This window comes from Enterobacter sp. IF2SW-B1 (assembly GCF_001743375.1).
GTDB lineage: Bacteria > Pseudomonadota > Gammaproteobacteria > Enterobacterales > Enterobacteriaceae > Enterobacter > Enterobacter bugandensis.
Genome location: NZ_MJAA01000002.1, coordinates 372,984 through 397,813 on the forward strand (window position 1 = coordinate 372,984; position 24,830 = coordinate 397,813).

23 protein-coding genes are annotated in these 24,830 nt (G+C 59.1%); 20 read left to right on the forward strand and 3 right to left on the reverse strand.

Annotated elements, in window-relative coordinates; genetic code table 11:
* Positions 1-150 precede the first annotated feature (150 nt).
* The gene (speB, locus tag A6013_RS06175; RefSeq protein WP_017382921.1) at positions 151-1,071 is read left to right on the forward strand and encodes an agmatinase; all 921 of its coding nucleotides are present in this window, start codon (positions 151-153) and stop codon (positions 1,069-1,071) included.
* 3 nt (positions 1,072-1,074) lie between these two features.
* Here the strand turns inward: speB and A6013_RS06180 are convergent, their stop codons facing one another.
* A complete protein-coding gene (locus A6013_RS06180) occupies positions 1,075-2,286 on the reverse strand; it encodes an MFS transporter (protein WP_069732724.1) in 1,212 nt (403 codons plus the stop codon).
* A gap of 414 nt (positions 2,287-2,700) precedes the next feature.
* On the opposite strand from A6013_RS06180, the gene A6013_RS06185 reads away from it, so the two are divergent.
* From A6013_RS06185 to A6013_RS06250, 14 genes are all read left to right on the forward strand, one after another.
* A complete protein-coding gene (locus A6013_RS06185) occupies positions 2,701-3,024 on the forward strand; it encodes a non-heme iron oxygenase ferredoxin subunit (RefSeq protein ID WP_048206642.1) in 324 nt (107 codons plus the stop codon).
* Positions 3,021-3,329 carry a recombinase-like helix-turn-helix domain-containing protein gene (locus tag A6013_RS06190; protein WP_028014353.1) on the forward strand — a complete coding sequence of 103 codons (309 nt, stop codon included), beginning with the start codon at positions 3,021-3,023 and terminating at the stop codon, positions 3,327-3,329. Before A6013_RS06185 ends, A6013_RS06190 begins: the two co-directional genes overlap by 4 nt.
* Positions 3,330-3,339: 10 nt before the next feature.
* Positions 3,340-4,362, forward strand: a complete 1,023-nt coding sequence (locus A6013_RS06195; protein ID WP_028014352.1) for an aromatic ring-hydroxylating dioxygenase subunit alpha — start codon at positions 3,340-3,342, stop codon at positions 4,360-4,362.
* A complete protein-coding gene (locus A6013_RS06200; RefSeq protein WP_003860050.1) occupies positions 4,362-5,111 on the forward strand; it encodes an SDR family oxidoreductase in 750 nt (249 codons plus the stop codon). The genes A6013_RS06195 and A6013_RS06200 overlap by 1 nt, the downstream gene beginning before the upstream one ends.
* A 12-nt stretch (positions 5,112-5,123) precedes the next feature.
* Positions 5,124-5,912 (forward strand): IclR family transcriptional regulator, encoded by a 789-nt coding sequence (locus A6013_RS06205; protein WP_028014350.1) that lies wholly within the window; start codon positions 5,124-5,126, stop codon positions 5,910-5,912.
* 78 nt (positions 5,913-5,990) lie between these two features.
* Entirely contained in the window at positions 5,991-6,917 is a 927-nt protein-coding gene (locus tag A6013_RS06210; protein ID WP_069732725.1) for a VOC family protein, read from the forward strand.
* The gene (locus A6013_RS06215; protein WP_069732726.1) at positions 6,914-8,101 is read left to right on the forward strand and encodes an NAD(P)/FAD-dependent oxidoreductase; all 1,188 of its coding nucleotides are present in this window, start codon (positions 6,914-6,916) and stop codon (positions 8,099-8,101) included. The genes A6013_RS06210 and A6013_RS06215 overlap by 4 nt, the downstream gene beginning before the upstream one ends.
* Positions 8,102-8,126: 25 nt before the next feature.
* Positions 8,127-9,383, forward strand: coding sequence for an MFS transporter (locus tag A6013_RS06220; protein ID WP_069732727.1), 1,257 nt, complete (start codon positions 8,127-8,129; stop codon positions 9,381-9,383).
* Positions 9,384-9,393: 10 nt separating this feature from the next.
* Positions 9,394-9,924, forward strand: a complete 531-nt coding sequence (locus A6013_RS06225; protein ID WP_017382915.1) for a cupin domain-containing protein — start codon at positions 9,394-9,396, stop codon at positions 9,922-9,924.
* A 9-nt stretch (positions 9,925-9,933) separates the two neighbouring features.
* On the forward strand, positions 9,934-10,704 hold the full coding sequence (locus tag A6013_RS06230) for an alpha/beta fold hydrolase (protein ID WP_069732728.1): 771 nt from the start codon (positions 9,934-9,936) through the stop codon (positions 10,702-10,704).
* Positions 10,688-11,482 (forward strand): SDR family oxidoreductase, encoded by a 795-nt coding sequence (locus tag A6013_RS06235; protein ID WP_069732729.1) that lies wholly within the window; start codon positions 10,688-10,690, stop codon positions 11,480-11,482. Before A6013_RS06230 ends, A6013_RS06235 begins: the two co-directional genes overlap by 17 nt.
* A 9-nt stretch (positions 11,483-11,491) precedes the next feature.
* The gene (locus tag A6013_RS06240; RefSeq protein WP_069732730.1) at positions 11,492-12,262 is read left to right on the forward strand and encodes an aspartate dehydrogenase; all 771 of its coding nucleotides are present in this window, start codon (positions 11,492-11,494) and stop codon (positions 12,260-12,262) included.
* 9 nt (positions 12,263-12,271) lie between these two features.
* The gene (locus A6013_RS06245) at positions 12,272-13,741 is read left to right on the forward strand and encodes an aldehyde dehydrogenase (RefSeq protein ID WP_069732731.1); all 1,470 of its coding nucleotides are present in this window, start codon (positions 12,272-12,274) and stop codon (positions 13,739-13,741) included.
* 13 nt (positions 13,742-13,754) lie between these two features.
* Positions 13,755-15,395, forward strand: coding sequence for a thiamine pyrophosphate-binding protein (locus tag A6013_RS06250; protein ID WP_069732732.1), 1,641 nt, complete (start codon positions 13,755-13,757; stop codon positions 15,393-15,395).
* A gap of 78 nt (positions 15,396-15,473) precedes the next feature.
* On the opposite strand, the gene A6013_RS06255 is transcribed toward A6013_RS06250, so the two are convergent.
* Positions 15,474-16,742 carry an OprD family outer membrane porin gene (locus A6013_RS06255; protein WP_069732733.1) on the reverse strand — a complete coding sequence of 423 codons (1,269 nt, stop codon included), beginning with the start codon at positions 16,740-16,742 and terminating at the stop codon, positions 15,474-15,476.
* Positions 16,743-16,952: 210 nt separating this feature from the next.
* Positions 16,953-17,711, reverse strand: coding sequence for a M48 family metallopeptidase (locus A6013_RS06260; protein WP_028014340.1), 759 nt, complete (start codon positions 17,709-17,711; stop codon positions 16,953-16,955).
* 271 nt (positions 17,712-17,982) lie between these two features.
* Between A6013_RS06260 and tkt the strand changes: the two genes are divergently transcribed.
* The 5 genes from tkt (at position 17,983) to mscS (ending at position 24,745) form a co-directional block, all read left to right on the forward strand.
* The gene (gene tkt / locus A6013_RS06265) at positions 17,983-19,974 is read left to right on the forward strand and encodes a transketolase (RefSeq protein WP_041908344.1); all 1,992 of its coding nucleotides are present in this window, start codon (positions 17,983-17,985) and stop codon (positions 19,972-19,974) included.
* Positions 19,975-20,299: 325 nt separating this feature from the next.
* A complete protein-coding gene (gene epd / locus A6013_RS06270) occupies positions 20,300-21,319 on the forward strand; it encodes an erythrose-4-phosphate dehydrogenase (protein WP_047367434.1) in 1,020 nt (339 codons plus the stop codon).
* 49 nt (positions 21,320-21,368) lie between these two features.
* Positions 21,369-22,532, forward strand: a complete 1,164-nt coding sequence (gene pgk / locus A6013_RS06275; protein WP_028014337.1) for a phosphoglycerate kinase — start codon at positions 21,369-21,371, stop codon at positions 22,530-22,532.
* 92 nt (positions 22,533-22,624) lie between these two features.
* Complete coding sequence (fbaA, locus tag A6013_RS06280) at positions 22,625-23,704, forward strand: class II fructose-bisphosphate aldolase (RefSeq protein ID WP_008499731.1); 1,080 nt, start codon at positions 22,625-22,627, stop codon at positions 23,702-23,704.
* Positions 23,705-23,890: 186 nt separating this feature from the next.
* A complete protein-coding gene (mscS, locus tag A6013_RS06285; protein WP_003860082.1) occupies positions 23,891-24,745 on the forward strand; it encodes a small-conductance mechanosensitive channel MscS in 855 nt (284 codons plus the stop codon).
* Positions 24,746-24,830 lie beyond the last annotated feature (85 nt).

Below are 24,830 nucleotides of genomic sequence, written 5' to 3' on the forward strand. Positions count from 1 at the left end.
CTATACTCACTTGAACCCGTATGAATTACCGGCGATAATTCGCCCCAATATGCGATTTACGAATCAATCCCTTCCTCGTCGGGTTTAACGACGCGGAGGGGATTTTTTTTCATCTGTTTTTAATGTATCGACGTTAAAAGAGGTCAGGACATGAGCACTTTAGGTCATCAGTACGATAACTCTCTGGTATCTAACGCGTTTGGTTTTTTACGCCTTCCAATGAACTTCCAGCCGTACGACAGCGACGCGGACTGGGTGATCACCGGCGTACCGTTCGACATGGCAACCTCCGGTCGCGCGGGTGGACGTCACGGCCCGGCGGCAATCCGTCAGGTTTCCACCAACCTGGCCTGGGAGCACAACCGCTTCCCGTGGAACTTCGACATGCGCGAGCGCCTGAACGTGGTGGACTGCGGTGACCTGGTGTACGCCTTCGGCGACGCGCGCGAAATGAGCGAAAAATTGCAGGCGCACGCAGAGAAACTGCTGGCGGCCGGCAAACGCATGCTCTCCTTCGGCGGTGACCACTTTGTCACTCTGCCGCTGCTGCGCGCTCACGCGAAGCACTTCGGTAAAATGGCGCTGGTGCACTTCGATGCGCATACCGACACCTACGCGAACGGCTGCGAGTTCGACCACGGCACCATGTTCTACACCGCGCCGAAAGAAGGCCTGATCGATCCGAACCACTCCGTGCAGATCGGCATCCGTACCGAGTTCGACAAAGACAACGGTTTCACCGTGCTGGACGCCGGCCAGGTGAACGATCGCGGCGTGGACGATATTCTGGCTCAGGTTAAGCAGATCGTCGGCGATATGCCTGTATACCTGACCTTCGATATCGACTGCCTGGATCCGGCGTTTGCACCGGGTACTGGTACGCCGGTGATTGGCGGCCTGACGTCAGACCGCGCCATCAAGCTGGTGCGTGGCCTGAAGGATCTGAACATCGTTGGGATGGACGTGGTAGAAGTGGCGCCAGCCTATGACCAGTCCGAAATCACCGCGCTTGCCGCGGCGACCCTGGCGCTGGAAATGCTCTACATCCAGGCCGCGAAAAAAGGCGAATAAGCCTTACGCGCTGATTGCTGCTGCGCGACGCATGCGCAGCAGCAACATTCCCCCGGCAAGCAGGGTGATTACCTGCGAGACGACCAGCACCGAAAAGCCTGAGCTGACTGACCCTACCGACCTCATCACCATCCCCATCAGCAGCGGAATAAACGCCGCGCAGATATTGCCGATCCCGTTGATAATGCCGTAAGCGCTGCCCACCGCTTCCCGCGCGGCGTGATGCTGGATCACCGCCGGAATAGCCGCCCCCTGTAGCCCCCAGAAGATATTCGCCGAGAGCATAAACAGCGCCAGCCAGGCAGGCTGATGGCTGAGCATCAGCGCGACCACGGACAGCGCCGTCAGCGCGCCGCCCACCACAAACAGCATTGGCGCCTGTTCCGGGCGCATTTTGTCGAGCAGCACCCCGCCGAGGAACTTCGAGCCCAGACTCAGCAGGAAGGGAATGGCCGCAAGCATGCCCGTGGCGTGCAGCGAGAAATGATGCTCGTCGCGCAGCCACGCGGGCAGCCAGGCGCTGCTCCCCCAGAGATAGCTCAGGGTGGCAATCTCCACCAGCAGGATCCACCCGAGCAGCGGCGTTTGCCAGGCCAGCGAAAACGTCTCTGTAAAGTCCGGTTTTTTCATCTTCACCGCACTTCGCGGCGCGGGCAGGAAGCGCCAGACAAGGCCGCCGCCCAGCACCAGATTAAGTGCCGCCAGGGCATAAAACGACCCGGCCCAGCCGAGATGCGCCATCAGCCACGTCACCAGCGGAAAGCCCACGGTCAGCCCGAGCGAGACGCCCAGCGCGGTCACGGCGTTGGGTTTGCCGATCTCCTGCGCGCTAAAGTGATCGCTGATGAAACGCGTTTTCAGCGAAAAGAGCGGCCCCTCAGCGATCCCCAGGATCGTGCGCGCGACGAGCATGCCCATCAGCGATCCGAGCAGCGGGGAAATGGCGCATACCGCTGCCCACATCGCTATGCTGCTCAATAATCCCTGTCGATAATGGAGTTTGCTTTCAATAACTGGAGTTAATAATAAAGCTGAAAATCCATAACCCAGCAGAAAACAGGTCATAAGCATTCCCTGTAACATTCTGTTTTCATTTAGCTGAAAATGCTGAGCAAATTCCGGGTTTAAAATCATTACAGAAATATTCACCCGGTCAACGTAGAAAATAATAATCAGTAATAACAATGCCACTGTGCCTTGCCATCTTGCCGTCATAACGCCTGCCTTATGTTTTCGCTTATTTCTATTTTTATGCGCGTGATTGTCACGTGGGTAAAATGGTTCACCTGTGAAACTCATTGTTTATTAAAGAAAAAATAAAATTAAGTTTCACAGGTGAAACACCATGTTTTTCACTTCTTTTATTTTTAAGGAACAAAAAGAAAAGAAGTCAATCACTGTTTATTGAAATTTAAGGTCATCGATAAATCGTATTCTTTCACACCGAAACAATGAAAATTTCATATCGCTGCATTTTTTCGTGATCCTTTGCACACTTAGTTAATTAATTGCCGTTTGATTAACAAATTCGTCACATTGCGGCTTGACGAAACATTCATCGCTTTTATATTGACCGTATTAAATAAGAAACAGAGTTTCATATATGAAACAAAAGCCTGGAGGATCGTGATGAGCTGGATAGGCGTATGTGACGCAGAACAAGTACAGGAAGATTTCCCTTTTAGCGGCAACGTCGACGGTAAAGAGATCGGCGTGTATTTGATTGACGGTGAATATTACGCGCTGGAAGACGTATGCCCCCACGCCTATGCCCTGCTGAGCCAGGGCTTCGTGGAGGACGGCAAGGTGGAATGCCCGCTGCACGAGGCGGTATTTGACGTCAAAACCGGTCAGTGCCTGCACGGCCCCGGCGGGCGCAACCTCAACCGCTACCCGGTTCGGGTTTTTGAAAACGAGATTCAGATTACCTTCGTCGAGGAGACCGTGGCATGAGCGACACCCTGAACTACAACCCGGCGCTGCCGGAAAGCCGTCAGTTTGCCCCACCGGCCGAGGGCGGTAACGGTGCGATCCATAAGCCGGGTGATTACCAGAACCTGATCTGGCAGACCCGCAGCCGCGAGCCGGAAAGCTGGGAAGTGAACCTCATCGCCACGCTGGAAGATCTCTTCGAGCAGGGGGTTGAAACCTTACCGGAGCTGGTGAACGGGCTGAACGCGGTGCGCATGCACGATCAGCAGGGCGAGCCGTGGAGCGAGGCCAGCTTCCAGGCATTCTTACAGGTTAACGGCTACTGAGGGCAACGCGATGACGACTACCGTACAACACTATCTCGATAAAGGTCTGCGCGGCCTCTGGTATCCGGTGCTGGCGAGCTGGGAGGTGCAGTCTGCACCGGTGGGCATTACCCGCCTGGGCGAACAGATTGTGGTCTGGCGCAACAAAGACGGCCAGGTGCAGGCGCTGGAGGACCGCTGTCCGCACCGCGGCGCACGCCTGTCGATGGGCTGGAACCTGGGGGACCGCATTGCCTGCTGGTATCACGGCGTGGAGGTCGCGGGCAACGGCGAGGTGAAAGACGTGCCCGCCGTGGACAAATGTCCGCTGGTCGGCCAGCAGTGCGTGCGCAGCTACAACGTGCAGGAGGCGCACGGCGCAATCTTCCTGTGGTTTGGCGTCACCGCAGACCAGCAGCCGGACGAGCTGACCTTCCCGGACGAGCTCGCCGATACGGACAGCTTCAGCAACTTCCTCTGCACCGCCGCGTGGAAATGCAATTACCAGTACGCGCTGGAAAACGTGATGGATCCGATGCACGGCACCTATCTGCACTCCTCGTCGCACTCAATGGCGGAAGGGGATCGCAAGGCCGACATGGTGCTCCAGCCGACCAAAACCGGTTTTATTTTTGAGAAGAAAGGGCAGAGCGGCGTCAACTTTGACTGGGTGGAGCTGGGCAACAGCGGCACCTGCTGGATGCGCCTCTCCATTCCGTACAAGAAGCGCTTCGGGCCGGGCGGCCACTTCTTTATCGTCGGCATGGTGGTGCCGGAAGATAACGACAACTGCCGCGTCTTCTTCTGGCGCATTCGCCGGGTGCAGGGCTGGCAGCGCGACATGTGGCGCTTCATGTACCGCAACCGTCTGGAAAAACTGCACTGGGAAGTGCTGGAGCAGGACCGCGTGGTGCTGGAAAGCCTGGCGCCAAACGCCCGCGACCATGAATACCTGTATCAGCACGACGTCGGCCTCTCGCGCCTGCGCCGCATGATGCAAAAGGCCGCCAAAGAGCAGCTGGCGATGCGCGAAGAACAGCAGGGAGCCGCCTGATGAACGGGCTGCTGAGCGGCAAACGCATCGTCATAACCGGCGCCGCGCGCGGGCTGGGCTTTCACTTTGCCAAAGCCTGCGCGGAGCAGGGCGCAGCGGTGGTGATGTGCGACATCCTCAAGGGTGAGCTGGCCGAAAGCGCCCACGCCCTGAGCGAGCGGGGCTATGCGATCGAACCGCACGTTATCGATCTGGCCGATCCACAGTCCATTGAGCAGGTGTTCAGCGCGATTGGCGAGCAGGGTCAGATCGATGGCCTGGTGAACAACGCGGCGATGGCGACGGGCGTCGGCGGCAAAAATATGCTCGATTACGATCCGGATCTCTGGGATCGGGTGATGAGCGTCAACGTCAAAGGCACCTGGCTGGTGACGCGCGCCGCGGTGCCGCTGCTGCGCGAGGGCGCGGGTATCGTGAACGTTGCGTCCGACACCGCGCTGTGGGGCGCGCCGCGCCTGATGGCCTACGTCGCCAGTAAGGGCGCCGTGATTGCCATGACCCGCTCAATGGCGCGCGAACTGGGCGAAAAGCGTATACGCATTAATGCCATCGCGCCGGGGTTAACCCGCGTCGAGGCGACCGAATATGTTCCGGCCGAGCGCCATCAGCTCTACGAGAATGGCCGCGCGTTAACCGGCGCGCAGCAGCCGGAAGACGTCACCGGCAGCGTGGTCTGGCTGTTAAGCGATCTGTCGCGGTTTATCACCGGGCAGCTGATCCCGGTCAACGGCGGTTTTGTCTTTAACTAAGGTGTAGCGATTATGGCAAACGATCAGGAAGTGAAGTATCTGGTGCCGGGGCTGGAGCGCGGTTTACAGCTGCTGTTGGCCTTTGGCGAGCAGCATCGCGATCTGACCTTTGCCGAGCTGCACCGGCTGGTGGATATGCCGAAGGCGACCGCCTATCGCGTGGTGCAGACGCTGGAGTACATGGGCTTTCTGGAGCGCAACGCGCGCACCAATACCTTTTCGCTGGGCATGAACGTGCTGCGTCTCGGCTTTGAGTACATCGCCTCGCTGGACGTGGCGCAGGTCGGCCAGCCGGTGATCGAGCAGCTGCGCGACGTGAGCCAGTGCAGCAGCCATCTGGCGATCCGCGACGGGCGCGACATTATCTACATCGCCCGCGTCAGCGCCGCCGGGTCGCGCATCAATCAGGTCAGCATTGGCACCCGCCTGCCGGTGCACTGCACCTCGCTGGGCCGCATGTTGCTGACCGATATTTCCCGCGCCGATTTCGAACAGTTGTTCCCGCACGAGCGCCTGCCGGGCAACACGCCGGGGCAGCTTCACGACCGCGAGGCCCTGTGGCAGATGGTGCAACAGGACAAAGCCCGCGGGTTTGTCATCGGCGAATCCTTCTTCCGCCACGGCATCTCCTCCATCGTCTACCCGGTGTATGACCGAAGCGGACGCGTGGCGGCGGTGGTCAGCATTCTGGTGCCGTCGGAAGAGATCCCGCAGACCGACCGCGAGCGGCTGCAAAACGAGGTTCGCCTCGCGGCGGATAAAATTTCTGGCTTCTTAGGCTATTTGTCACAGGCCAGCTAAATCAGCGAGTTAACGTCAGGCGCTTGACTGCGTCGGGCATGTTTTACGCCCAATTTGGGCCAGATGAGGCAACGAACGATGAGTGTAACCGGAATTGAAAAGCTGGAATTTGGCGTGGAAGACCTGACGCACTGCGCCAAATTTATGCGTGATTTTGGCCTGACGGGCGATGCCAGCGGCCAGCGTTTTACCACCCTGAGCGGCGCGCGCGTGGAGCTGAACCCCATCGACAGCCCCGACCTGCCGCCGGCGTTTGAAGCGGGCAACACCTTGCGCCGCATGACCTGGGCGGTTGCCACACAGTCCGATCTCGACGCGCTGCGCCCGAAGCTTGCGCAGCAGCCCGGCTTTCGCGAAGTGGGCGACGCGCTGGAATGCCTCGATCCGAACGGCATGACCCTGCGCGTGCAGGTCAGCCAGCAGACCGACGTGGAGCTGAACGTTGAGCCGATCAACCAGTGGGGCGATGCCCGCCGTATCGACACGCCGAGCCCGGTTTATGAGCGTGCCCAGCCGATCAACGTCGGGCACGTGGTGTTCTTTGTAGAAGAGCTGGCGGCGGTGGAAAAATTCTACCGCGAGGTGCTCGGCTTCCAGGTTTCGGACCGCTACATCAACCGCGCCGTGTTCCTGCGCTGCGGGGCGCGCGGCGGACATCACAACCTGTTCCTGCTGCAACTGCCGAACCGCAAGCGCGGCCTCAACCACGTGGCCTTCACCGTGCGCGACATCCACGAGGTGATCGGCGGCGGTATCGCGATGAATAAAAATGAATGGAGCACCTTTATCGGGCCGGGCCGCCATCCGGTGTCGTCGGCCTATTTTTGGTACGTCAATAGCCCGACCGGCGGCGCGTTTGAGTATTACACCAACGACGACTATCTGACGGAAAACTGGCAGCCGCGCGAGCTGGAGCACTCCCTGGTCTCCTTTACCGAATGGGCGGTGGAGGGTGGGATTGACCACGACACGCGCCGCCAGCAGAAAAAGCCGGAGGCGGTATGACGTCGCGCATTGTCATTATCGGTGGCGGTCAGGCGGGCGGCTGGGCGGCGAAAACCCTGCGCGACGAGGGCTTCGACGGCGAGATCTGCGTGGTGGCGGAAGAGGAGTGGGATTTCTACGAACGTCCGCCGCTGTCGAAAGCGTCTCTGCTGGAGCCGGACGCGGCGCTCCCGCGGCTGTTTAGCGAAGAAGCACAGCAGGCGCTGAACCTGACCTGGTACCGCCCGCTGCGTGCTGAATCAGTCGATCGCGAAGCGAAAACCGTGCGTTTAAGCAACGGCGAACGTCTTAGTTACAACATTCTTTTAATGGCCACCGGCGGGCGGGCGCGCCTGCCTTCGCAGGCGTGGGCGGCGCATCCGCAGGTCTACACTCTGCGCCACTGGCAGGATGCGCAGCGCCTGAAGGCGCGTCTGGCGGAAAGTAAAAAACTGGCGATTGTCGGCGGCGGCTGGATCGGCCTTGAGATTGCCGCTTCCGCGCGCAAAAGCGGCGTGGCGGTCACGCTGTTCGAGCAGCAGCCCGCGCTGTGCATGCGCTCGGTGAGCGGCGAGGTGTCGCAGCGCTTAGAGGCTATCCATCGCGAGCAGGGGGTGGAGATCCGTACCGGCTGCGGCGCGCTGGAGCTGGAGGACGATAACGGCCTGCCGGTCATGCACTGCGACGGCCAGCGCGAAACCTTTGACGCGGTGGTGGTGGGGATCGGCGTCGATCTCAATCTGGAGCTGGCGCGCGATGCGGGACTTCGCACCGAGCGGGGGATCGCGGTGGACGCCCAGGGGCGCACGTCCGATCCGTTCATCTTTGCCGCCGGCGACGTGGCGCAGCACCATCACTACGGCCTGTGCATTCAGTCCTGGGCCTTCGCCCAGAATCAGGCGGTGGCGACGGCGAAAGCCATGCTTAACCCCGATGCGCCAGGCTACGACGACGCGCCGTGGCTGTGGTCGGATCAATATCAGCACAACATCCAGATCCTCGGCATTCCGCAGCCGGGCAGCCGAACGATAGTGCGTGAAGAGGCGCTGTACTTCTCGCTGGACGACAACGGTCGGCTAACGCAGCTGGTGGCGCTCAACGATGCGCGAACCGTCAAGCTGGCGAAGCGCTGGATGGCGGCGGGGCGGGACCTGTCGGACGTACCGCTCGCCGACCCGGCTTTTTCACTGATGTCATTGCGATAGCTAACCCGCACCCGTAGGGGGAGACATGACCACATTAGAGACCAACACCGCGCCCGTCGAGGCGAGCGGTGAGGGAACCCGCACGCCTGAAAAAGCGGTGCGCTGGGCCATCCCGCTGTCGCTGCTGGCCTGCGTGCTGCTGGCCTTTTTCGACAAAATCAGCATCGCGGCGCTCTTTTCCGACGGCCATTTCCAGCAGGCGATGGGCATCGATTTTGACACCACGCGCCTCGGCATTCTGATGAGCGCCTTCCTGCTGAGCTACGGTTTTTCGTCGGTATTTTTGAGCGGTTTAGGCGACAAAATCGCGCCGCTGCGCCTGCTCACCGGGATGATGGCGATCTGGTGCGTGCTGATGGTGGCGATGGGCTTTACCCATAACTACACGCTGATGATTATTCTGCGCATCCTGCTGGGCGTGGCGGAAGGGCCGCTGTTCCCGCTGGCTTTCGCCATCGTGCGCCACAACTTCCCGCAGCATTTACAGGCGCGCGCCACCATGCTCTGGCTGCTGGGCACGCCGGTCGGCGCCGCGATTGGCTTCCCGCTCTCCCTCTGGCTGCTGAACACCTTCGGCTGGCAGAGCACCTTCTTTGTCATGGCAATGCTGACCGTGCCGGTGCTTATCTTTGTGCGCGTTGGCCTGCGCGGGATCCGTCTGGAAGCAAAACCCTGCACCTCGCAGGCGTCCCGGGACGAGCGGCGCGCGGCGCGGCGCGAGCTGTTTGTCAGCCCGCACTTCTGGATCATCTGCATCTTTAACATCGCTTTTCTGACCTACCTGTGGGGCATCAACGGCTGGCTGCCGGGCTATCTCATCAAGGGCAAAGGCATTCATCTGGAGCACGCGGGCTGGCTGTCGTCGATGCCGTTCATCGCCATGCTGGCGGGAGAGGTGATTGGCGCGTGGCTCTCTGACCGGGTCGATAAGCGCGCGGCGGCCTGCTTTATCTCGATGGCAGGGGCAGCCGTCGGGCTGGCGGCGGTGATGCACCTTGATACCCCGCTTGCCATCATCGCGGCGATGAGCTTCAGCACCTTTATGTGGGGCACCGGCGCCCCCAACATTTTCGCCCTGCTGGCGAAGGCCACCCATCCCAGGGTGAGCGCCACGGCGGGCGGCATCTTCAACGGGCTGGGAAACTTTGCGGGCGCGCTGTCGCCGGCGGTGATGGGCGCGCTGATCGCTTTCACCCACAGCATGGATTCCGGGCTGATTTTTCTGGCGGTGATGGCGGCGGTGGGCTGCGTCCTGTTACTGCCGCTGCTGAGACGTTACTGAGGAGAGTGTCATGACTGATTCAACCGTAACCAACAAAACAGGCATCAAACCTGACCACCTGACGATGGAAGAGTGGGTCGAGTCGCGCATCGCGCGCTTCGAAGGCCGCAAGTACGACTGGAACGCGCTGAAGTTCCAGGCCGATTTTGACCCGAAATACCGCCGGGCGCAGATGCGCTACATCGGCACCGGCGCAACCGGCGTGGCGAACGACACCAATACCGTGCAGGCGGACCATTTTACCTTCTCCACCATGGTGCTGCCGTCGAAGTGCGAAGGGCCGCTGCACCTGCACGACGACGTGGAGGAGGTGTTCTTCATGCTCAAAGGGCAGATCACGCTGATGATCCAGGACGGCGATAACTACACCGAAACCGTGCTGCGAGAGCGAGACCTGATCTCCGTCCCGCCGGGCATCTATCGCGGCCTGTTTAACCACGGGGAAGAAGAGGCGCTGATGTGCGTCATGCTGGGAACCAACAAGCCGGAAATCCCGACCTATCCCTCCGATCATCCGCTCTCAAAAGTGAAGCGGAACTAAGGGGGCGACATGACGGCTTTTCGTGAACAGGGAAGCGGCATCCCGCTGATGCTGCTGCATGGGATCAGCTCTGGCGCTGCGTCCTGGCATAAGCAGATGGCGCTGGAGGGCTTTCGCGTGCTGGCGTGGGACATGCCCGGTTACGGCGAAAGCCCGATGCTGGCGGTTGAGCGGGCGAACGCCGGAGATTACGCCGACGCGCTGGCGGCGATGCTCGACCGCGCAGGCGTCTGGCAGGCGGTACTGGTGGGCCATTCCCTGGGGGCGCTGGTGGCCAGCGCGTTTGCGGCGAAGTTCCCTGAACGCGTCATTCATCTGGTGCTGGCGGACGCCGCGCAGGGCTACGGTAATGCCGCGCCGGCGCAGCGGGAGCAGGTCTGGCGTAATCGCGAGCAGCAGATGGCGCTCGGCGGCGACATCCTCGCGCAGACCCGCGCCGCGAAGCTGCTGCGCCCCGGCGCGCGCCCGGACGATATCGCCACTGTCGCGGCGGGCATGCGCAGGCTGCGCCCCGAAGGCTACCTCGCTGCCGCGTGGATGCTGGCGCATGACGACATTCACGGCTGGCTTAAGCGTTACGCCGGTCAATTTGAAGTCTGGTGCGGCGAGCAGGACGCGATCACGCAGCCCGAACTGGTACAGGGGCTGGCGCTGCGCTACGGCATGCCGTTTACCGCGATTCCGCAGGCCGGACACGCGAGCTATCTCGATAACGACGCGTTTTTTAACCAACAGCTTTTACGCATTAACGAAGAGGTGCGCGATGAATGCACACATTGACAGCCGCGTAGCGGTCGTTACCGGCGGTTCGTCCGGCATTGGCTTTGAGACGCTGCGCCTGCTGCTGGGCGAAGGGGCGAGAGTCGCCTTCTGTGGCCGCGACCCGGACCGGCTCGCCAGCGCCCATGCGACGCTGCAAAACGACTATCCTGACGGGGAAATTTTCTCATACCGCTGCGACGTGCTGAACGCCGACGAGGTGCAGGCCTTCGCAGATGCGGTGCAGGCGCGCTTTGGCGCGGCGGATATGCTGATCAACAACGCCGGTCAGGGCTACGTGGCGCACTTCAGCGACACGCCTCGCGAGGCGTGGCTGCACGAAGCCGAACTTAAACTGTTTGGCGTCATTAATCCGGTGCAGGCGTTTCAGCCGCTGCTGGAACGGTCCGACATCGCCTCCATCACCTGCGTGAACTCCCTGCTGGCGCTTCAGCCGGAAGAGCACATGATCGCCACATCGGCAGCCCGCGCCGCGCTGCTGAACATGACGCTGACGCTCTCGAAAGAGCTGGTAGGCAAAGGGATTCGCGTCAATTCCATACTGCTTGGCATGGTCGAGTCCGGCCAGTGGCAGCGCCGCTTCGAAAGCCGGGCGGATAAAAGCCAGAGCTGGCCGGAGTGGACGGCGGAGATCGCGCGCAAGCGCGGCATTCCGATGGCGCGCCTCGGCAAGCCGCAGGAGCCCGCGCAGGCGCTGCTGTTTCTCGCCTCGCCGCTGGCCTCGTTTACCACCGGCGCGGCGCTGGACGTTTCCGGCGGCTTTTGCCGCCATCTGTAAGGACGCATCATGAAAAAGGTAATGTTAATTGGTTATGGCGCCATGGCGCAGGCGGTGATTGAGCGTCTGCCCGCCGGCGTGGCTATCGGCTGGATCGTGGCGCGCGCGTCTCACCATGCCGCCATTCGCGACCAGTTTGGCGATGCGGTCGAGGTGCTGACCTCGCCGATGGCGTGCGCACAAACGCCCGATCTGGTGCTGGAGTGCGCCAGCCAGCAGGCGGTTGCGCAGTACGGCGAAGCGATTCTGCGTCGCGGCTGGCATCTGGCGGTCATTTCCACCGGCGCGCTGGCGGACAGCGCGCTGGAGCAGCGCCTGCTCGCGGCGGGCGGAAAGCTGACGCTGCTTTCCGGGGCGGTCGCCGGCATCGACGGGCTGGCGGCGGCGAAGGAGGGCGGGCTTGAGCGCGTCACCTATCAGTCGCGTAAAAGCCCGGCCAGCTGGCGCGGCAGCTATGCCGAGCAGCTTATCGATCTTAACGCGGTCTCAGAGGCGAAGGTCTTTTTTGAAGGCAGCGCCCGCGAGGCGGCGCGCCTGTTCCCGGCGAACGCCAACGTGGCGGCGACCGTGGCGCTCGGCGGCGTCGGGATGGATGAAACCCGCGTGCAGCTGATGGTTGACCCGGCAACGAAACGTAACACCCACACGCTGCACGTAGAAGGGCTGTTTGGCGAATTCCATCTGGAGCTGAGCGGGCTGCCGCTGGCGTCTAACCCTAAAACCTCCACCCTGGCGGCACTCAGCGCGGTGCGCGCCTGCCGCGAACTGGCCCTGAGCTGAGGAGTGACGATGGACGATCTGAAGATTTTTATCGGCGGCCAGTGGCGACGCGGCGGTGGCAACCCGATGCAGAGCCACTTCCCGGCTGACGGGTCGCTCAATGCGACGCTGAACGCGGCAAACCTTGACGATCTGCACGACGCGATCGAGGCCGGCGAGCGCGCGTGGCGCGATCCCGCCTGGCGCAACAGCCTGCCGCACATGCGGGCGAAGATCCTGCACAAGGTGGCGGATCTGATTGAGTCCCGCGCTGACGAGCTGGCGCAGATGCAGAGCCGGGATAACGGCAAGCCGCTGGCGGAGGCGCGCGGGCTGGTGATGAGCGCGGCGGGAACGGCCCGCTACTTCGCCGCCGCCTGCGAGCTGCTGGAAGGGGAGCTACCCACGCCGCGCCAGCCGGACCTGCTGACGCTAAGCCGCTATGAGCCGCTCGGCGTGGTGGCGGCCATCACGCCGTGGAACTCGCCCATTGCCAGCGAGATGCAGAAGGTCGCCCCGGCTATCGCCGCCGGGAACGCGGTGATCCTTAAGCCTGCCGAAGCCACGCCGCTGATGGCGCTGGAGCTGGCGCGCATTTTTGAACAGGCCGGGCTGCCAGCCGGGCTGCTGAGCGTCCTGCCGGGCAAAGGCTCGGTGATTGGCGACGCGCTGGCGCGCCATCCCCGCGTGCGAAAAATTTCCTTTACCGGCGGCACCAATACGGGCCGCCATCTGGCGCACGTAGCCGCGGAAAAGCTGATCCCGGCGTCGCTGGAGCTGGGCGGTAAATCCCCGACCATCGTGCTGGAGGATGCCGACGTTGAGCAGGCCGCGCGCGGGATCTGCTACGGCATTTTCAGCTCAGCAGGGCAGGCGTGCATCGCCGGGTCCCGGCTGTTTATCCACGAAAGCCTGTACGCGCCGCTGATGGCGCGGCTGCTGGAATTAACTCGCGGGCTGCGCGTAGGGCACCCCTTCACCGACGGCGTTCACGTTGGGCCGCTGATCAATGAGAAACATCGCCAGAGCGTGCAGGAATACGTCGAGCTGGCGAAGCGCGAGGGGGGCCGGGTGCTGTGCGGCGGGGAGATCCCGGCGGATCCTGACCTCGCAAACGGCAGCTTCTTCCAGCCGACCATTATCGAAGGGCTGACGAACGGCGCCCGCGCCTGCCAGGAGGAGATCTTCGGCCCGGTGCTGGTGGCGATGCCGTTTCGCGATGAAGCGGCGTTGATCCGCGAGGCGAACGACTCGGTTTACGGCCTGGCGGCAGGGATCTGGACCCGCGACACTGGGCGGGCGCTGCGCCTGAGCGAGCAGCTGGAGGCCGGTACGGTGTGGATCAACACCTACAAAGTTTTTGCGATTTCGACCCCGTTCGGGGGCTTTAAAGAGAGCGGTCTGGGCCGCGAAAAGGGCATTCAGGGGCTGAAAGCCTGGATGCAGCAAAAGAGCATTTATCTGGCGACGGGTAACAGCGTCAACCACTGGTGCGACTGAGAAAGGGTGAGCAATGAGCGAAATGATAACCGTCGGCGACGCCATCGCCAGAACGCTGGAGCAGTATCAGGTTGAGGCCATCTACGGCGTCATCTCCATTCACAACCTGCCGATCGCGGACGCGGTAGGGCAGCGGGGCAAAATCCGCTTCGTGCCCGCGCGCGGCGAGGCGGGTTCCGTCACCATGGCCGACGCCCACGGGCGGTTTTCCGGCCTCGGCGTGGCGCTGACCAGCACCGGTGCGGGGGCGGGGAACGCGGTAGGCGCGCTGGTGGAGGCGATGAACGCCTGCACGCCGCTGCTGCATTTAACCGGACAGGTTGAGAAGGCCTGGCTGGACGCCGACACCGGGTTTATCCACGAGACCCGCGACCAGCTGACCTTCCTGAAGGCCAGTTCAAAACGGGCGTACCGCATCAGCAATGCCAGCCAGGCGATAGCCATCCTGCATAAAGCGATTCAGGAGGCGCAGACGCCGCCGTGCGGGCCGGTCTCCGTGGAAATTCCGATTGATATTCAGGGGGCTAAAATTCCTCTGTCTCTGGTGACCGCACCGGTGAAACCAGCTTCGGTTGCAGCTGTGGATCCCGCGATGGTGGATGCTTTATGGGCGCAGCTCAGGCAGGCTAAACAGCCGCTGCTGTGGCTGGGAGGCGGGGCGCTGGGAAGCGCGGACGCGGTGAAAAAACTGGCGGATGCGGGCGTGACGGTGATCTCCAGCACCCACGCGCGCGGCGTACTGCCGGACGGCCATCGTGCCAGCCTGCGCGCGTTCCACAACTCGCCGTCGGTTGAGGCTCTTATTTCGCAGTGTGATTTTACGCTGGTCGCCGGTTCACGCCTGCGCAGCAACGAAACCCGCTCCTGGACGCTGGAGTTGCCGTCTCCGCGGGTGCAGATAGATATCGACCCGGCGGCGGCGAGCCGTAACTACCTGATGGATAATACGCTGATAGCCGACTGTTCAGCGCTGCTTGGCGCGCTGGCTGAAAAAGCGCAGGGCCGCGAGTGGGGCAACGCCCAGTGGGACGCGCAGGTGCAGCAGGCGGTATTGCAGGCTGGACAGGGCCTGCGCGAGCAGTGCGGCGCCTATGCGAAGCTCAACGACGCCATTGAAAAAGCCCTGCCGCAGGACGGCCTGCTGGTGCGCGATATCACCGTGTCCGGCAGCCTGTGGGGTAGCCGCCTGTTCAGGGCTAACGGTCCGCTGATGAATATTCACTCCCTCGCCGGGGCGATTGGCATGGGCCTGCCGATGGCTATCGGCACCGCGATTGCCAACCCACAGCGCAAGGTGGTGGGGCTGGTGGGCGACGGCGGCCTGAGCCTCAATTTAGGCGAGCTGGCGACGCTGGCGCAGGAGAAAGCCAACGTGACGCTGCTGATCATGAACGACGGGGGCTACGGCGTAATGCGTGGTATTCAGGATAAATATTTTGGCGGGCGTCAGTATTATAACGAACTGCATACGCCGGACTTTACCCTGCTGGCACAGGCAATTGGCCTGCAGGCGTGGAGCGTTGAGCGGGCAGAGGATTTTGAAGCCGTGATGACGGAAGCGCTGGCGATGCCGGGACCGTCGGTAGTGGAAGTGCGGATGGGTCAGATTGGCGCGCTGAAGTTTGCCGGGCCGCCGCAGAAAACGCTTTACTAGCTGTTTTCTCCCTCTCCCACAGGGAGAGGGAGAAAACAGTAGTCCGGGTCAGGCGAAGCCGCCACCCGGCTTGTTTTATCAGAACACGTTAAACGGGTATTCCACGTAGGCGCGGATCTCGTCCCCGCCCACGTTATAGTCGCTGGCGTTGCTGGAGACGCGCAGCACGGAGTAGCGCAGTTTCAGCTTCAGATCTTTTGCCGGGCCATCCTGCACCTGGTACTGGATCTGGTTAAACCACTCGTGCTCTTTGCCGTTGCTGGTTTCAGACGTCTTAATGTTGTCGCCGCGCACGTAGGCGGTGGTCCAGCTCAGGCCCGGCAGGCCGAGTCCGCCGAAGTCCAGGCCGTAAGAGGCCTGCCATGAGCGTTCGTCTTCACCGTTAAAATCAGACCAGTAGGAGTTCGCCAGCCAGATGGTGTTGCCGCCGTCACCCACGCCGCCCTTGTCGCGATAGCCGCCGTAGTTATAGCCGGTGCTGCCGCTGCTCTGCTGGTACGCCACTTTGAACGTGTGAATATCCCAGATGTAGCTCGCCGCCAGGCTCCAGATGGTGTTGCTGCGGCCCGTGTCGAGGCTGTCAGCGTAGCCCTGATCCAGACGCGAGTTATAACCGTTAAAGTCGAGCACCAGCTGCTGCCCGGTGCTGAACGGCTGTTTGTAATTCAGCCCCAGGTACTGTTTGTTCATCACCTCTTCGTTATGAGAGGCGTATAGCGCGCCGCTGAACTGGTCGTTGAACTGGTAGCTTGCGCCACCGAAAGTCAGGCTTTTCAGGCCGCTGTCGTGGCGGTCGTCGCTTTTACGCTGCTCGTCGGTGAAATAACCGGCGTTCACTTCCAGGCCGTCGAGCTCTTTCGAGGTCAGCATGGCACCGGTGTAGCTTTCAAACAGCAGGCGGGAGCTGTCGGCGTTAACGATAGGCAGTTCAGGACGCTGGTTACCGTAGCTCAGCACGGTATTCGAGATCCGCATTTTGGCGGTAGCGCCAAATTTCGCTAAATCGGATTTGGCCCGGCCATCGTCTTCCTGTTTAAAGAAGTCGATACCGCCCGCGCCGCTCTTGCCGCGACCGCCGTCCAGGCGCACGCCGTACTGCGCGATGCCGTCCACGCCAAAGCCCACCAGCCCTTCGGTATAGCCGGATTCAAAGGTGGCGATGATGCCCTGACCCCATTCGGCTTTATCCTGCTGGCCCTGATGGTAGTCACGGCTGATATACGCATTGCGTAAAAACAGGTCTAAATGGCTGTCGTCGATAAAACCCTTGCTGTCAGATTGCTGGCTTGCAGCGGCGGGTAATGCGGCGAATAAACTAAAAGCAATTAACGATAATTCTTTTTTCACGGAGGGAACGTCTCTGTCTTAATATATTAAATTGAATTACTGCGCGTTTGATAATTACCGGAAAGATTAACGATTGCAATAAATATGTGACCAGACGTTTCAGCCGGAAAGGGTAGATTTGACGGGGCTTTCAGAGGTGTTACCGATACGTGCGATTTAGTTAGCAATTCATGCGAAATAAAAAGGAGGCAAAATTGCCTCCTTCCAAAATTATTTAATTCCGTCAGCGGCCATTCGGTCGCGAATATGCTGCGCGCGCGCTTCTGAGGCCGGGTGATCATCAAACATGGAGCTCTGGCGACCCGCTTCCAGCTTGGCCAGCTTTTCGAAGCTGGTGGCTAAACCGGATGGATTAATACCGCGTTTGCGCAACAGATCGTAGGAGTAGTCGTCCGCTTCGGACTCCTGACGCTGCGAGAACTGGGAGTTAACCAGTTTTTCACCTACGTCTCCAAGCTGCGACTGGGACAGGCTGCCAACGATGCCGCCCGCAGAGGCCGCCGCCGCGCGAATGGCGTTGGTGCCTAAGGCAACCTGCATCCCTTTCTTCACGTGGCCGAGCGCAACGTGACCCATTTCATGGCCGATAACCGCTTCCACTTCGTTGTCGGTCATCATATCCATCAGCCCGCTGTAGACGCGGATACAGCCGTTAGCCATCGCGAAGGCGTTGACGTCTTTCGCCATGTAAACCTTGTAGTTCACCGGCTGGCCGTTGATGTTATCGCCGAGCGCGGAAGCAATCTTATTCAGACGCTGTGTGTAGGTACTGTCAGCCGGCGCAAGCGTGGCTTTTCCGTCCATATCTTTACAGGCCTGATCGCTCAGCGCTTTAACCTGCGCGTCGCTCAGGGAGTAGGCCTGAAAGGCTTCTGCACCTGAGGTCATCAGACCGTTAGAGTCCATATTCTGACAGCCGCTCAGCACGAGCGTTGTACCCAGGGCCAGCACTATTGCACGCATTTTCATGAGGTTGCTTCCGTACTCGTTAAACTGAATAAAATCCGAAAAGTGCCCCCGCAACGAAGCCGGGGCGGGATAAGTATAAGGAATATCTACAGGCGCGGGCGAGCAGATTGCGCAACATGCGAGCATGATCCAGAGATTTCTTAAGCTGCAAAAGAATGGTCCATGTACATGCCCTGCGGCTTGGGTTACATTGTTGGCACTTTTTTCCGGCGTAGCCCAAAACGCGCTGTCGTCAAGGGCATGGCCTTTAACAGTCCGATCTGGAGTTAAAATGTCCTCACGTAAAGAGCTTGCTAATGCTATTCGTGCGCTGAGCATGGACGCAGTACAGAAAGCCAAATCCGGCCACCCGGGTGCCCCTATGGGTATGGCTGATATCGCCGAAGTCCTGTGGCGTGATTTCCTTAACCACAACCCGCAGAACCCGGCATGGGCTGACCGCGACCGTTTCGTGCTGTCTAACGGCCACGGCTCTATGCTGATCTACAGCCTGCTGCACCTCACCGGCTACGATCTGCCAATCGAAGAGCTGAAAAACTTCCGTCAGCTGCACTCCAAAACTCCAGGTCACCCGGAAGTGGGCTACACCGCTGGCGTAGAAACCACCACCGGCCCGCTGGGTCAGGGCATTGCTAACGCTGTGGGTATGGCGATTGCCGAGAAGACCCTGGCGGCGCAGTTCAACCGTCCTGGCCATGACATCGTTGACCACTTCACCTACGCTTTCCTGGGCGACGGCTGCATGATGGAAGGCATTTCTCACGAAGTGTGCTCCCTGGCTGGTACCCTGAAGCTGGGCAAACTGGTGGCGTTCTACGACGACAACGGTATCTCCATCGACGGTCACGTTGAAGGCTGGTTCACCGACGACACCGCCGCACGTTTCGAAGCCTACGGCTGGCACGTTGTGCGTGGTGTTGATGGCCACGATGCTGACTCGATTAAACGTGCAGTAGAAGAAGCTCGCGCAGTCACCGACAAACCGTCCCTGCTGATGTGCAAAACCATCATCGGCTTCGGTTCTCCGAACAAAGCGGGCACCCATGACTCCCACGGCGCACCGCTGGGCGACGCGGAAATCGCACTGACCCGTGAAGCACTGGGCTGGAAACACCCTGCCTTCGAAATCCCGTCTGAGATCTATGCTCAGTGGGATGCTAAAGAAGTGGGCCAGGCGAAAGAAGCGGCCTGGAACGAGAAATTCGCTGCCTATGCGAAGGCGTTCCCACAGGAAGCGGCTGAATTCACCCGTCGTATGAAAGGCGATATGCCGTCTGACTTCGACGCGAAAGCCAACGAATTCATCGCGAAGCTGCAGGCGAACCCGTCTAAAATCGCCAGCCGTAAAGCATCTCAGAATGCGATTGAAGCGTTCGGTCCGCTGCTTCCAGAATTCCTGGGCGGCTCCGCTGACCTGGCGCCTTCTAACCTGACCCTGTGGTCTGGTTCTAAGCCAATCAACGAAGACACTGCCGGTAACTACATCCATTACGGTGTACGTGAGTTCGGTATGACCGCTATCGCGAACGGTATCGCTCTGCACGGTGGTTTCCTGCCGTACACCTCTACCTTCCTGATGTTCGTGGAATATGCACGTAACGCTGTGCGTATGGCTGCGCTGATGAAACAGCGTCAGGTGATGGTCTACACCCATGACTCCATCGGTCTGGGCGAAGATGGTCCAACTCACCAGCCGGTAGAGCAGGTAGCTTCCCTGCGCGTAACCCCGAACATGAGCACATGGCGTCCATGTGACCAGGTTGAATCTGCGGTGGCGTGGAAATACGGCGTTGAGCGTCAGGACGGCCCGACCGCGCTGATCCTCTCCCGTCAGAACCTGGCGCAGCAGGAGCGTACCCCTGAGCAGCTGGCAAACATCGCCCGCGGTGGCTACGTGCTGAAAGATTGCGCGGGCCAGCCTGAGCTGATCTTCATCGCGACCGGTTCTGAAGTTGAACTGGCTGTAGCAGCATGGGAAAAACTGACTGCCGAAGGCGTGAAGGCGCGCGTGGTTTCCATGCCGTCTACCGATGCGTTCGACAAGCAGGATGCGGCTTACCGTGAATCCGTACTGCCTAAAGCGGTTTCCGCTCGCGTGGCGGTGGAAGCGGGTATTGCTGACTACTGGTTCAAATACGTGGGTCTGAACGGCGCTATCGTCGGTATGACCACCTTCGGTGAGTCTGCTCCGGCAGAACAGCTGTTCGAAGAGTTCGGCTTCACCGTTGAGAACGTGGTCGCTAAGGCGAAAGAACTGCTGTAATCGCCGTTTTGCCCGGTGGCGCTTACGCTGACCGGGCCTACAAATGGCTCAAAAGTAGGCCGGGTAAGCGCTAGCGCTTACCCGGCTTTTTTTGCGTCATTATTCCAACGAAAATGTGACGCAAGTCATATAGCTCGCTTATTCATCTGGACAGACATTCCTTTTATTCCCCGATTCGCTTATTCTTGCTGAAGCGTTTCAGTCGATTAAATGTTCGACAATTGACCAATCAATCGCAGTTTGTGATAGCAAAGATTCCCCTTCGGGCGTCGCTGGATTACTCTTTCAGCCACCTCAAACTCAGGGATTGCTTTGCAGGAGATCTATGACCGTACGCGTAGCGATTAATGGCTTCGGTCGCATCGGGCGTAATGTGGTTCGTGCTTTGTATGAATCCGGACGTCGGGCGGAAATCACCGTGGTGGCAATCAATGAACTGGCGGATGCTGCTGGCATGGCGCATTTATTGAAGTATGACACCAGCCACGGACGCTTCGCCTGGGATGTGCGCCAGGAAAGAGATCAGCTTTTTGTGGGTGATGACGCTATTCGTGTGCTGCATGAGAACAGCATTTCCGGGCTACCCTGGCGTGAACTGGGTGTGGATGTCGTGCTTGACTGTACCGGTGTGTATGGCAACCGCGAACACGGCGAAGCGCATCTGACAGCAGGCGCGAAAAAAGTCCTGTTTTCTCATCCCGGAAGTAACGACCTCGACGCGACCGTCGTGTTTGGCGTCAACCAGCATGAGCTGCAAGCCGAGCACCGCATTGTTTCCAACGCCTCCTGCACCACCAACTGCATTATTCCGGTCATCAAACTGTTAGACGATGCGTATGGCATTGAATCCGGCACCGTAACCACGATTCACTCCGCCATGCACGATCAGCAGGTTATCGACGCCTATCACCCGGATTTACGACGCACTCGCGCGGCGAGCCAGTCAATCATCCCGGTGGACACGAAACTGGCTGCAGGGATCACCCGAATTTTCCCGCAGTTTAATGACCGTTTCGAAGCGATTGCCGTGCGTGTTCCGACGATAAACGTCACCGCAATCGACCTCAGCGTGACGGTGAAAAAACCGGTAAAAGCCTGTGAAGTCAACCTGTTGCTGCAAAAAGCGGCACAGGGAGCATTTCATGGTATAGTTGACTATACGGAATTACCGTTGGTCTCAGTAGATTTTAACCACGACCCGCACAGCGCCATCGTGGATGGCACGCAGACGCGAGTCAGTGGTGCGCACCTTATCAAGACGCTGGTCTGGTGTGATAACGAATGGGGCTTTGCTAACCGAATGCTCGACACCACGTTAGCCATGGCCGCAAAAGGTTTCAGGTAGAGCGCACCTTGCGCTTGCAAAACTTTAAGAATCAACGAGAGGATTCACCATGTCTGTAATTAAGATGACCGATCTGGATCTGGCAGGTAAACGCGTTTTCATCCGTGCCGATCTGAACGTACCGGTTAAAGATGGCAAAGTGACCAGCGACGCGCGTATCCGTGCATCTCTGCCAACCATTGAACTGGCTCTGAAGCAGGGCGCTAAAGTGATGGTCACCTCCCACCTGGGCCGTCCAACTGAAGGCGAGTACAACGAAGAGTTCTCTCTGCTGCCGGTTGTTAATTACCTGAAAGACAAACTGTCCAACCCGGTTCGCCTGGTGAAAGATTACCTGGACGGCGTAGACGTTGCCGAAGGTGAGCTGGTTGTTCTGGAAAACGTTCGCTTCAACAAAGGCGAGAAGAAAGACGACGAAACCCTGTCCAAAAAATACGCTGCACTGTGCGACGTATTCGTGATGGATGCATTCGGTACTGCGCACCGTGCGCAGGCATCTACCCACGGTATCGGTAAATTCGCAGACGTCGCGTGTGCGGGTCCTCTGCTGGCTGACGAACTGGAAGCACTGGGTAAAGCACTGAAAGAACCTGCTCGCCCAATGGTCGCTATCGTTGGTGGTTCTAAAGTTTCTACCAAACTGACCGTTCTGGATTCCCTGTCTAAAATCGCTGACCAGCTGATCGTTGGCGGTGGTATCGCGAACACCTTCGTTGCCGCTCAGGGCCACAACGTGGGTAAATCCCTGTACGAAGCAGACCTGGTTGACGAAGCCAAACGCCTGCTGGGTACCTGTGATATCCCGGTTCCAACTGACGTTCGCGTGGCGACCGAGTTCTCCGAAACCGCAACCGCGACCCTGAAATCAGTAAACGACATCAAAGACGAAGAGCAGATTCTGGACCTGGGCGACGTTTCTGCACAGAAACTGGCTGAAATCCTCAAAAACGCAAAAACTATCCTGTGGAACGGTCCTGTTGGCGTGTTCGAATTCCCGAACTTCCGCAAAGGGACTGAAATCGTGGCTAACGCAATCGCAGACAGCGAAGCGTTCTCTATCGCAGGCGGTGGTGACACCCTGGCAGCAATCGACCTGTTCGGTATCGCTGACAAGATCTCCTACATCTCCACTGGTGGCGGCGCATTCCTCGAATTCGTGGAAGGCAAAGTACTGCCAGCAGTAGCAATGCTCGAAGAGCGCGCTAAGAAGTAAGCCATTCAAGGGCAGGGAAACCTGCCCAATTTTCAGCGCGCTTTTAAGAGCTCGCACCTTTTCTAACGGCCGAAGATACAGGACTAAGCAACATGTCTAAAATTTTTGATTTCGTAAAACCTGGCGTTATCACTGGTGATGACGTACAGAAAGTGTTCCAGGTAGCTAAAGAAAACAACTTCGCTCTGCCAGCAGTTAACTGCGTAGGTACCGACTCCATCAACGCCGTACTGGAAACCGCTGCAAAAGTTAAAGCACCGGTTATCGTTCAGTTCTCTAACGGCGGCGCTGCGTTCATCGCAGGTAAAGGCGTGAAAACTGACATTCCTCAGGGTGCTGCTATCCTGGGCGCTATCTCTGGTGCGCACCACGTTCACCAGATGGCTGAACACTACGGTGTTCCAGTTATCCTGCACACTGACCACTGCGCGAAGAAACTGCTGCCGTGGATCGACGGTCTGCTGGACGCGGGTGAAAAACACTTCGCGGCAACCGGTAAGCCACTGTTCTCTTCTCACATGATCGACCTGTCTGAAGAGTCACTGCACGAAAACATCGAGATCTGCTCTAAGTACCTGGCGCGCATGGCCAAAATGGACATGACCCTGGAAATCGAACTGGGTTGCACCGGTGGTGAAGAAGACGGCGTGGACAACAGCCACATGGACGCTTCTGCCCTGTACACCCAGCCAGAAGACGTTGATTACGCTTACACCGAGCTGAGCAAAATCAGCCCGCGCTTCACCATTGCAGCGTCCTTCGGTAACGTGCACGGCGTTTATAAGCCAGGTAACGTGGTTCTGACCCCGACCATCCTGCGCGATTCTCAGGAATACGTTTCCAAGAAACACAACCTGCCGCACAACAGCCTGAACTTCGTCTTCCACGGCGGTTCCGGTTCTTCTGCTCAGGAAATCAAAGACTCCGTAAGCTACGGCGTAGTGAAAATGAACATCGATACCGACACCCAGTGGGCAACCTGGGACGGTATTCTGCAGTATTACAAAGCGAACGAAGCTTACCTGCAGGGCCAGCTGGGCAACCCGAAAGGCGAAGACCAGCCGAACAAGAAATACTACGATCCACGCGTATGGCTGCGCGCTGCTCAGACGTCCATGGTGACCCGTCTGGAGCAGGCTTTCAAAGAACTGAACGCAATCGACGTTCTGTAATTTGAGCTGCTGACAGCATCAGAAGGCCCGCAAATGCGGGCCTTTTTTTATGTTTTTTCAATACCCTGTCAGACCTGTTTTTGTGATCTGTTTGGCAAAGCCGGTGCTTTTTGTTTACCCTTTACTGACCTGCCTGTCTCCATGGGGGATGGATTTTGTGTTTTGGTTTAACAAAAGGAAGAATAAATGGAACAACTCGATGTTGTAGACAGCATCAATAACGCCGGCAACTGGCTGGTGCGCAACCAGGCCCTGCTGCTGAGCTATGCCGTGAACATTGTCGCGGCGATTGCCATCATCATCGTCGGGATGATCGTGGCGCGTATCGTGTCGAACGCCGTCAACCGTGTGATGGTCGCACGACACATTGACGCTACGGTGGCTGACTTCCTCTCTGCACTGGTGCGCTACGGCATTATCGCCTTCACGCTGATTGCCGCGCTGGGCCGTGTTGGGGTGCAAACCGCCTCCGTGATTGCCGTTCTTGGTGCCGCCGGTCTGGCCATTGGTCTGGCACTGCAGGGCTCGCTTTCAAACCTGGCGGCGGGCGTACTGCTGGTGACTTTCCGTCCGTTCCGCTCCGGTGAATATGTTGACCTTGGCGGCATCGCCGGTACCGTGTTGCAGGTACAGATTTTCTCTACCACCCTGCGTACCGTCGATGGTCGTATTGTGGTGGTACCGAACGGGAAAATCATTGCGGGCAATATCATTAACTTCTCCCGCGAGCCGGTGCGTCGTAACGAGCTCATCATCAGCGTGGCGTATGATTCCGATATCGATCAGGTGAAGTCGCTGATCGCAAATATCATCGCCTCTGACGACCGCATTCTGAAGGACCGCGAGCAGACGGTTCGCCTGAACGAACTGGGTGCTTCCTCTATTAACTTCGTGGTGCGTATCTGGAGCAAAAGCAGCGATCTGCAAAACGTTTACTGGGATGTGCTGGAGCGCATCAAGCGCGATTTCGACGCCAACGGCATCAGCTTCCCTTACCCGCAGATGGACGTAAACGTCAAAAAAGTCAAAGAAGCAGAATAACGTCACCCGTAGGCCCGGTAAGCGCTCGCGCCACCGGGCTTTACTTTCATAAGCTCCGCTAATACCCAATTAATATTATCCATTT

Bases quoted from the DNA above. Each gene is read 5' to 3' on its own strand.
- speB (WP_017382921.1), top strand. From the start codon at position 151: ATGAGCACTTTAGGTCATCAGTACGATAACTCTCTGGTATCTAACGCG.
- A6013_RS06180 (WP_069732724.1), bottom strand. From the start codon at position 2,286: ATGACGGCAAGATGGCAAGGCACAGTGGCATTGTTATTACTGATTATT.
- A6013_RS06185 (WP_048206642.1), top strand. From the start codon at position 2,701: ATGAGCTGGATAGGCGTATGTGACGCAGAACAAGTACAGGAAGATTTC.
- A6013_RS06190 (WP_028014353.1), top strand. From the start codon at position 3,021: ATGAGCGACACCCTGAACTACAACCCGGCGCTGCCGGAAAGCCGTCAG.
- A6013_RS06195 (WP_028014352.1), top strand. From the start codon at position 3,340: ATGACGACTACCGTACAACACTATCTCGATAAAGGTCTGCGCGGCCTC.
- A6013_RS06200 (WP_003860050.1), top strand. From the start codon at position 4,362: ATGAACGGGCTGCTGAGCGGCAAACGCATCGTCATAACCGGCGCCGCG.
- A6013_RS06205 (WP_028014350.1), top strand. From the start codon at position 5,124: ATGGCAAACGATCAGGAAGTGAAGTATCTGGTGCCGGGGCTGGAGCGC.
- A6013_RS06210 (WP_069732725.1), top strand. From the start codon at position 5,991: ATGAGTGTAACCGGAATTGAAAAGCTGGAATTTGGCGTGGAAGACCTG.
- A6013_RS06215 (WP_069732726.1), top strand. From the start codon at position 6,914: ATGACGTCGCGCATTGTCATTATCGGTGGCGGTCAGGCGGGCGGCTGG.
- A6013_RS06220 (WP_069732727.1), top strand. From the start codon at position 8,127: ATGACCACATTAGAGACCAACACCGCGCCCGTCGAGGCGAGCGGTGAG.
- A6013_RS06225 (WP_017382915.1), top strand. From the start codon at position 9,394: ATGACTGATTCAACCGTAACCAACAAAACAGGCATCAAACCTGACCAC.
- A6013_RS06230 (WP_069732728.1), top strand. From the start codon at position 9,934: ATGACGGCTTTTCGTGAACAGGGAAGCGGCATCCCGCTGATGCTGCTG.
- A6013_RS06235 (WP_069732729.1), top strand. From the start codon at position 10,688: ATGAATGCACACATTGACAGCCGCGTAGCGGTCGTTACCGGCGGTTCG.
- A6013_RS06240 (WP_069732730.1), top strand. From the start codon at position 11,492: ATGAAAAAGGTAATGTTAATTGGTTATGGCGCCATGGCGCAGGCGGTG.
- A6013_RS06245 (WP_069732731.1), top strand. From the start codon at position 12,272: ATGGACGATCTGAAGATTTTTATCGGCGGCCAGTGGCGACGCGGCGGT.
- A6013_RS06250 (WP_069732732.1), top strand. From the start codon at position 13,755: ATGAGCGAAATGATAACCGTCGGCGACGCCATCGCCAGAACGCTGGAG.
- A6013_RS06260 (WP_028014340.1), bottom strand. From the start codon at position 17,711: ATGAAAATGCGTGCAATAGTGCTGGCCCTGGGTACAACGCTCGTGCTG.
- tkt (WP_041908344.1), top strand. From the start codon at position 17,983: ATGTCCTCACGTAAAGAGCTTGCTAATGCTATTCGTGCGCTGAGCATG.
- epd (WP_047367434.1), top strand. From the start codon at position 20,300: ATGACCGTACGCGTAGCGATTAATGGCTTCGGTCGCATCGGGCGTAAT.
- pgk (WP_028014337.1), top strand. From the start codon at position 21,369: ATGTCTGTAATTAAGATGACCGATCTGGATCTGGCAGGTAAACGCGTT.
- fbaA (WP_008499731.1), top strand. From the start codon at position 22,625: ATGTCTAAAATTTTTGATTTCGTAAAACCTGGCGTTATCACTGGTGAT.
- mscS (WP_003860082.1), top strand. From the start codon at position 23,891: ATGGAACAACTCGATGTTGTAGACAGCATCAATAACGCCGGCAACTGG.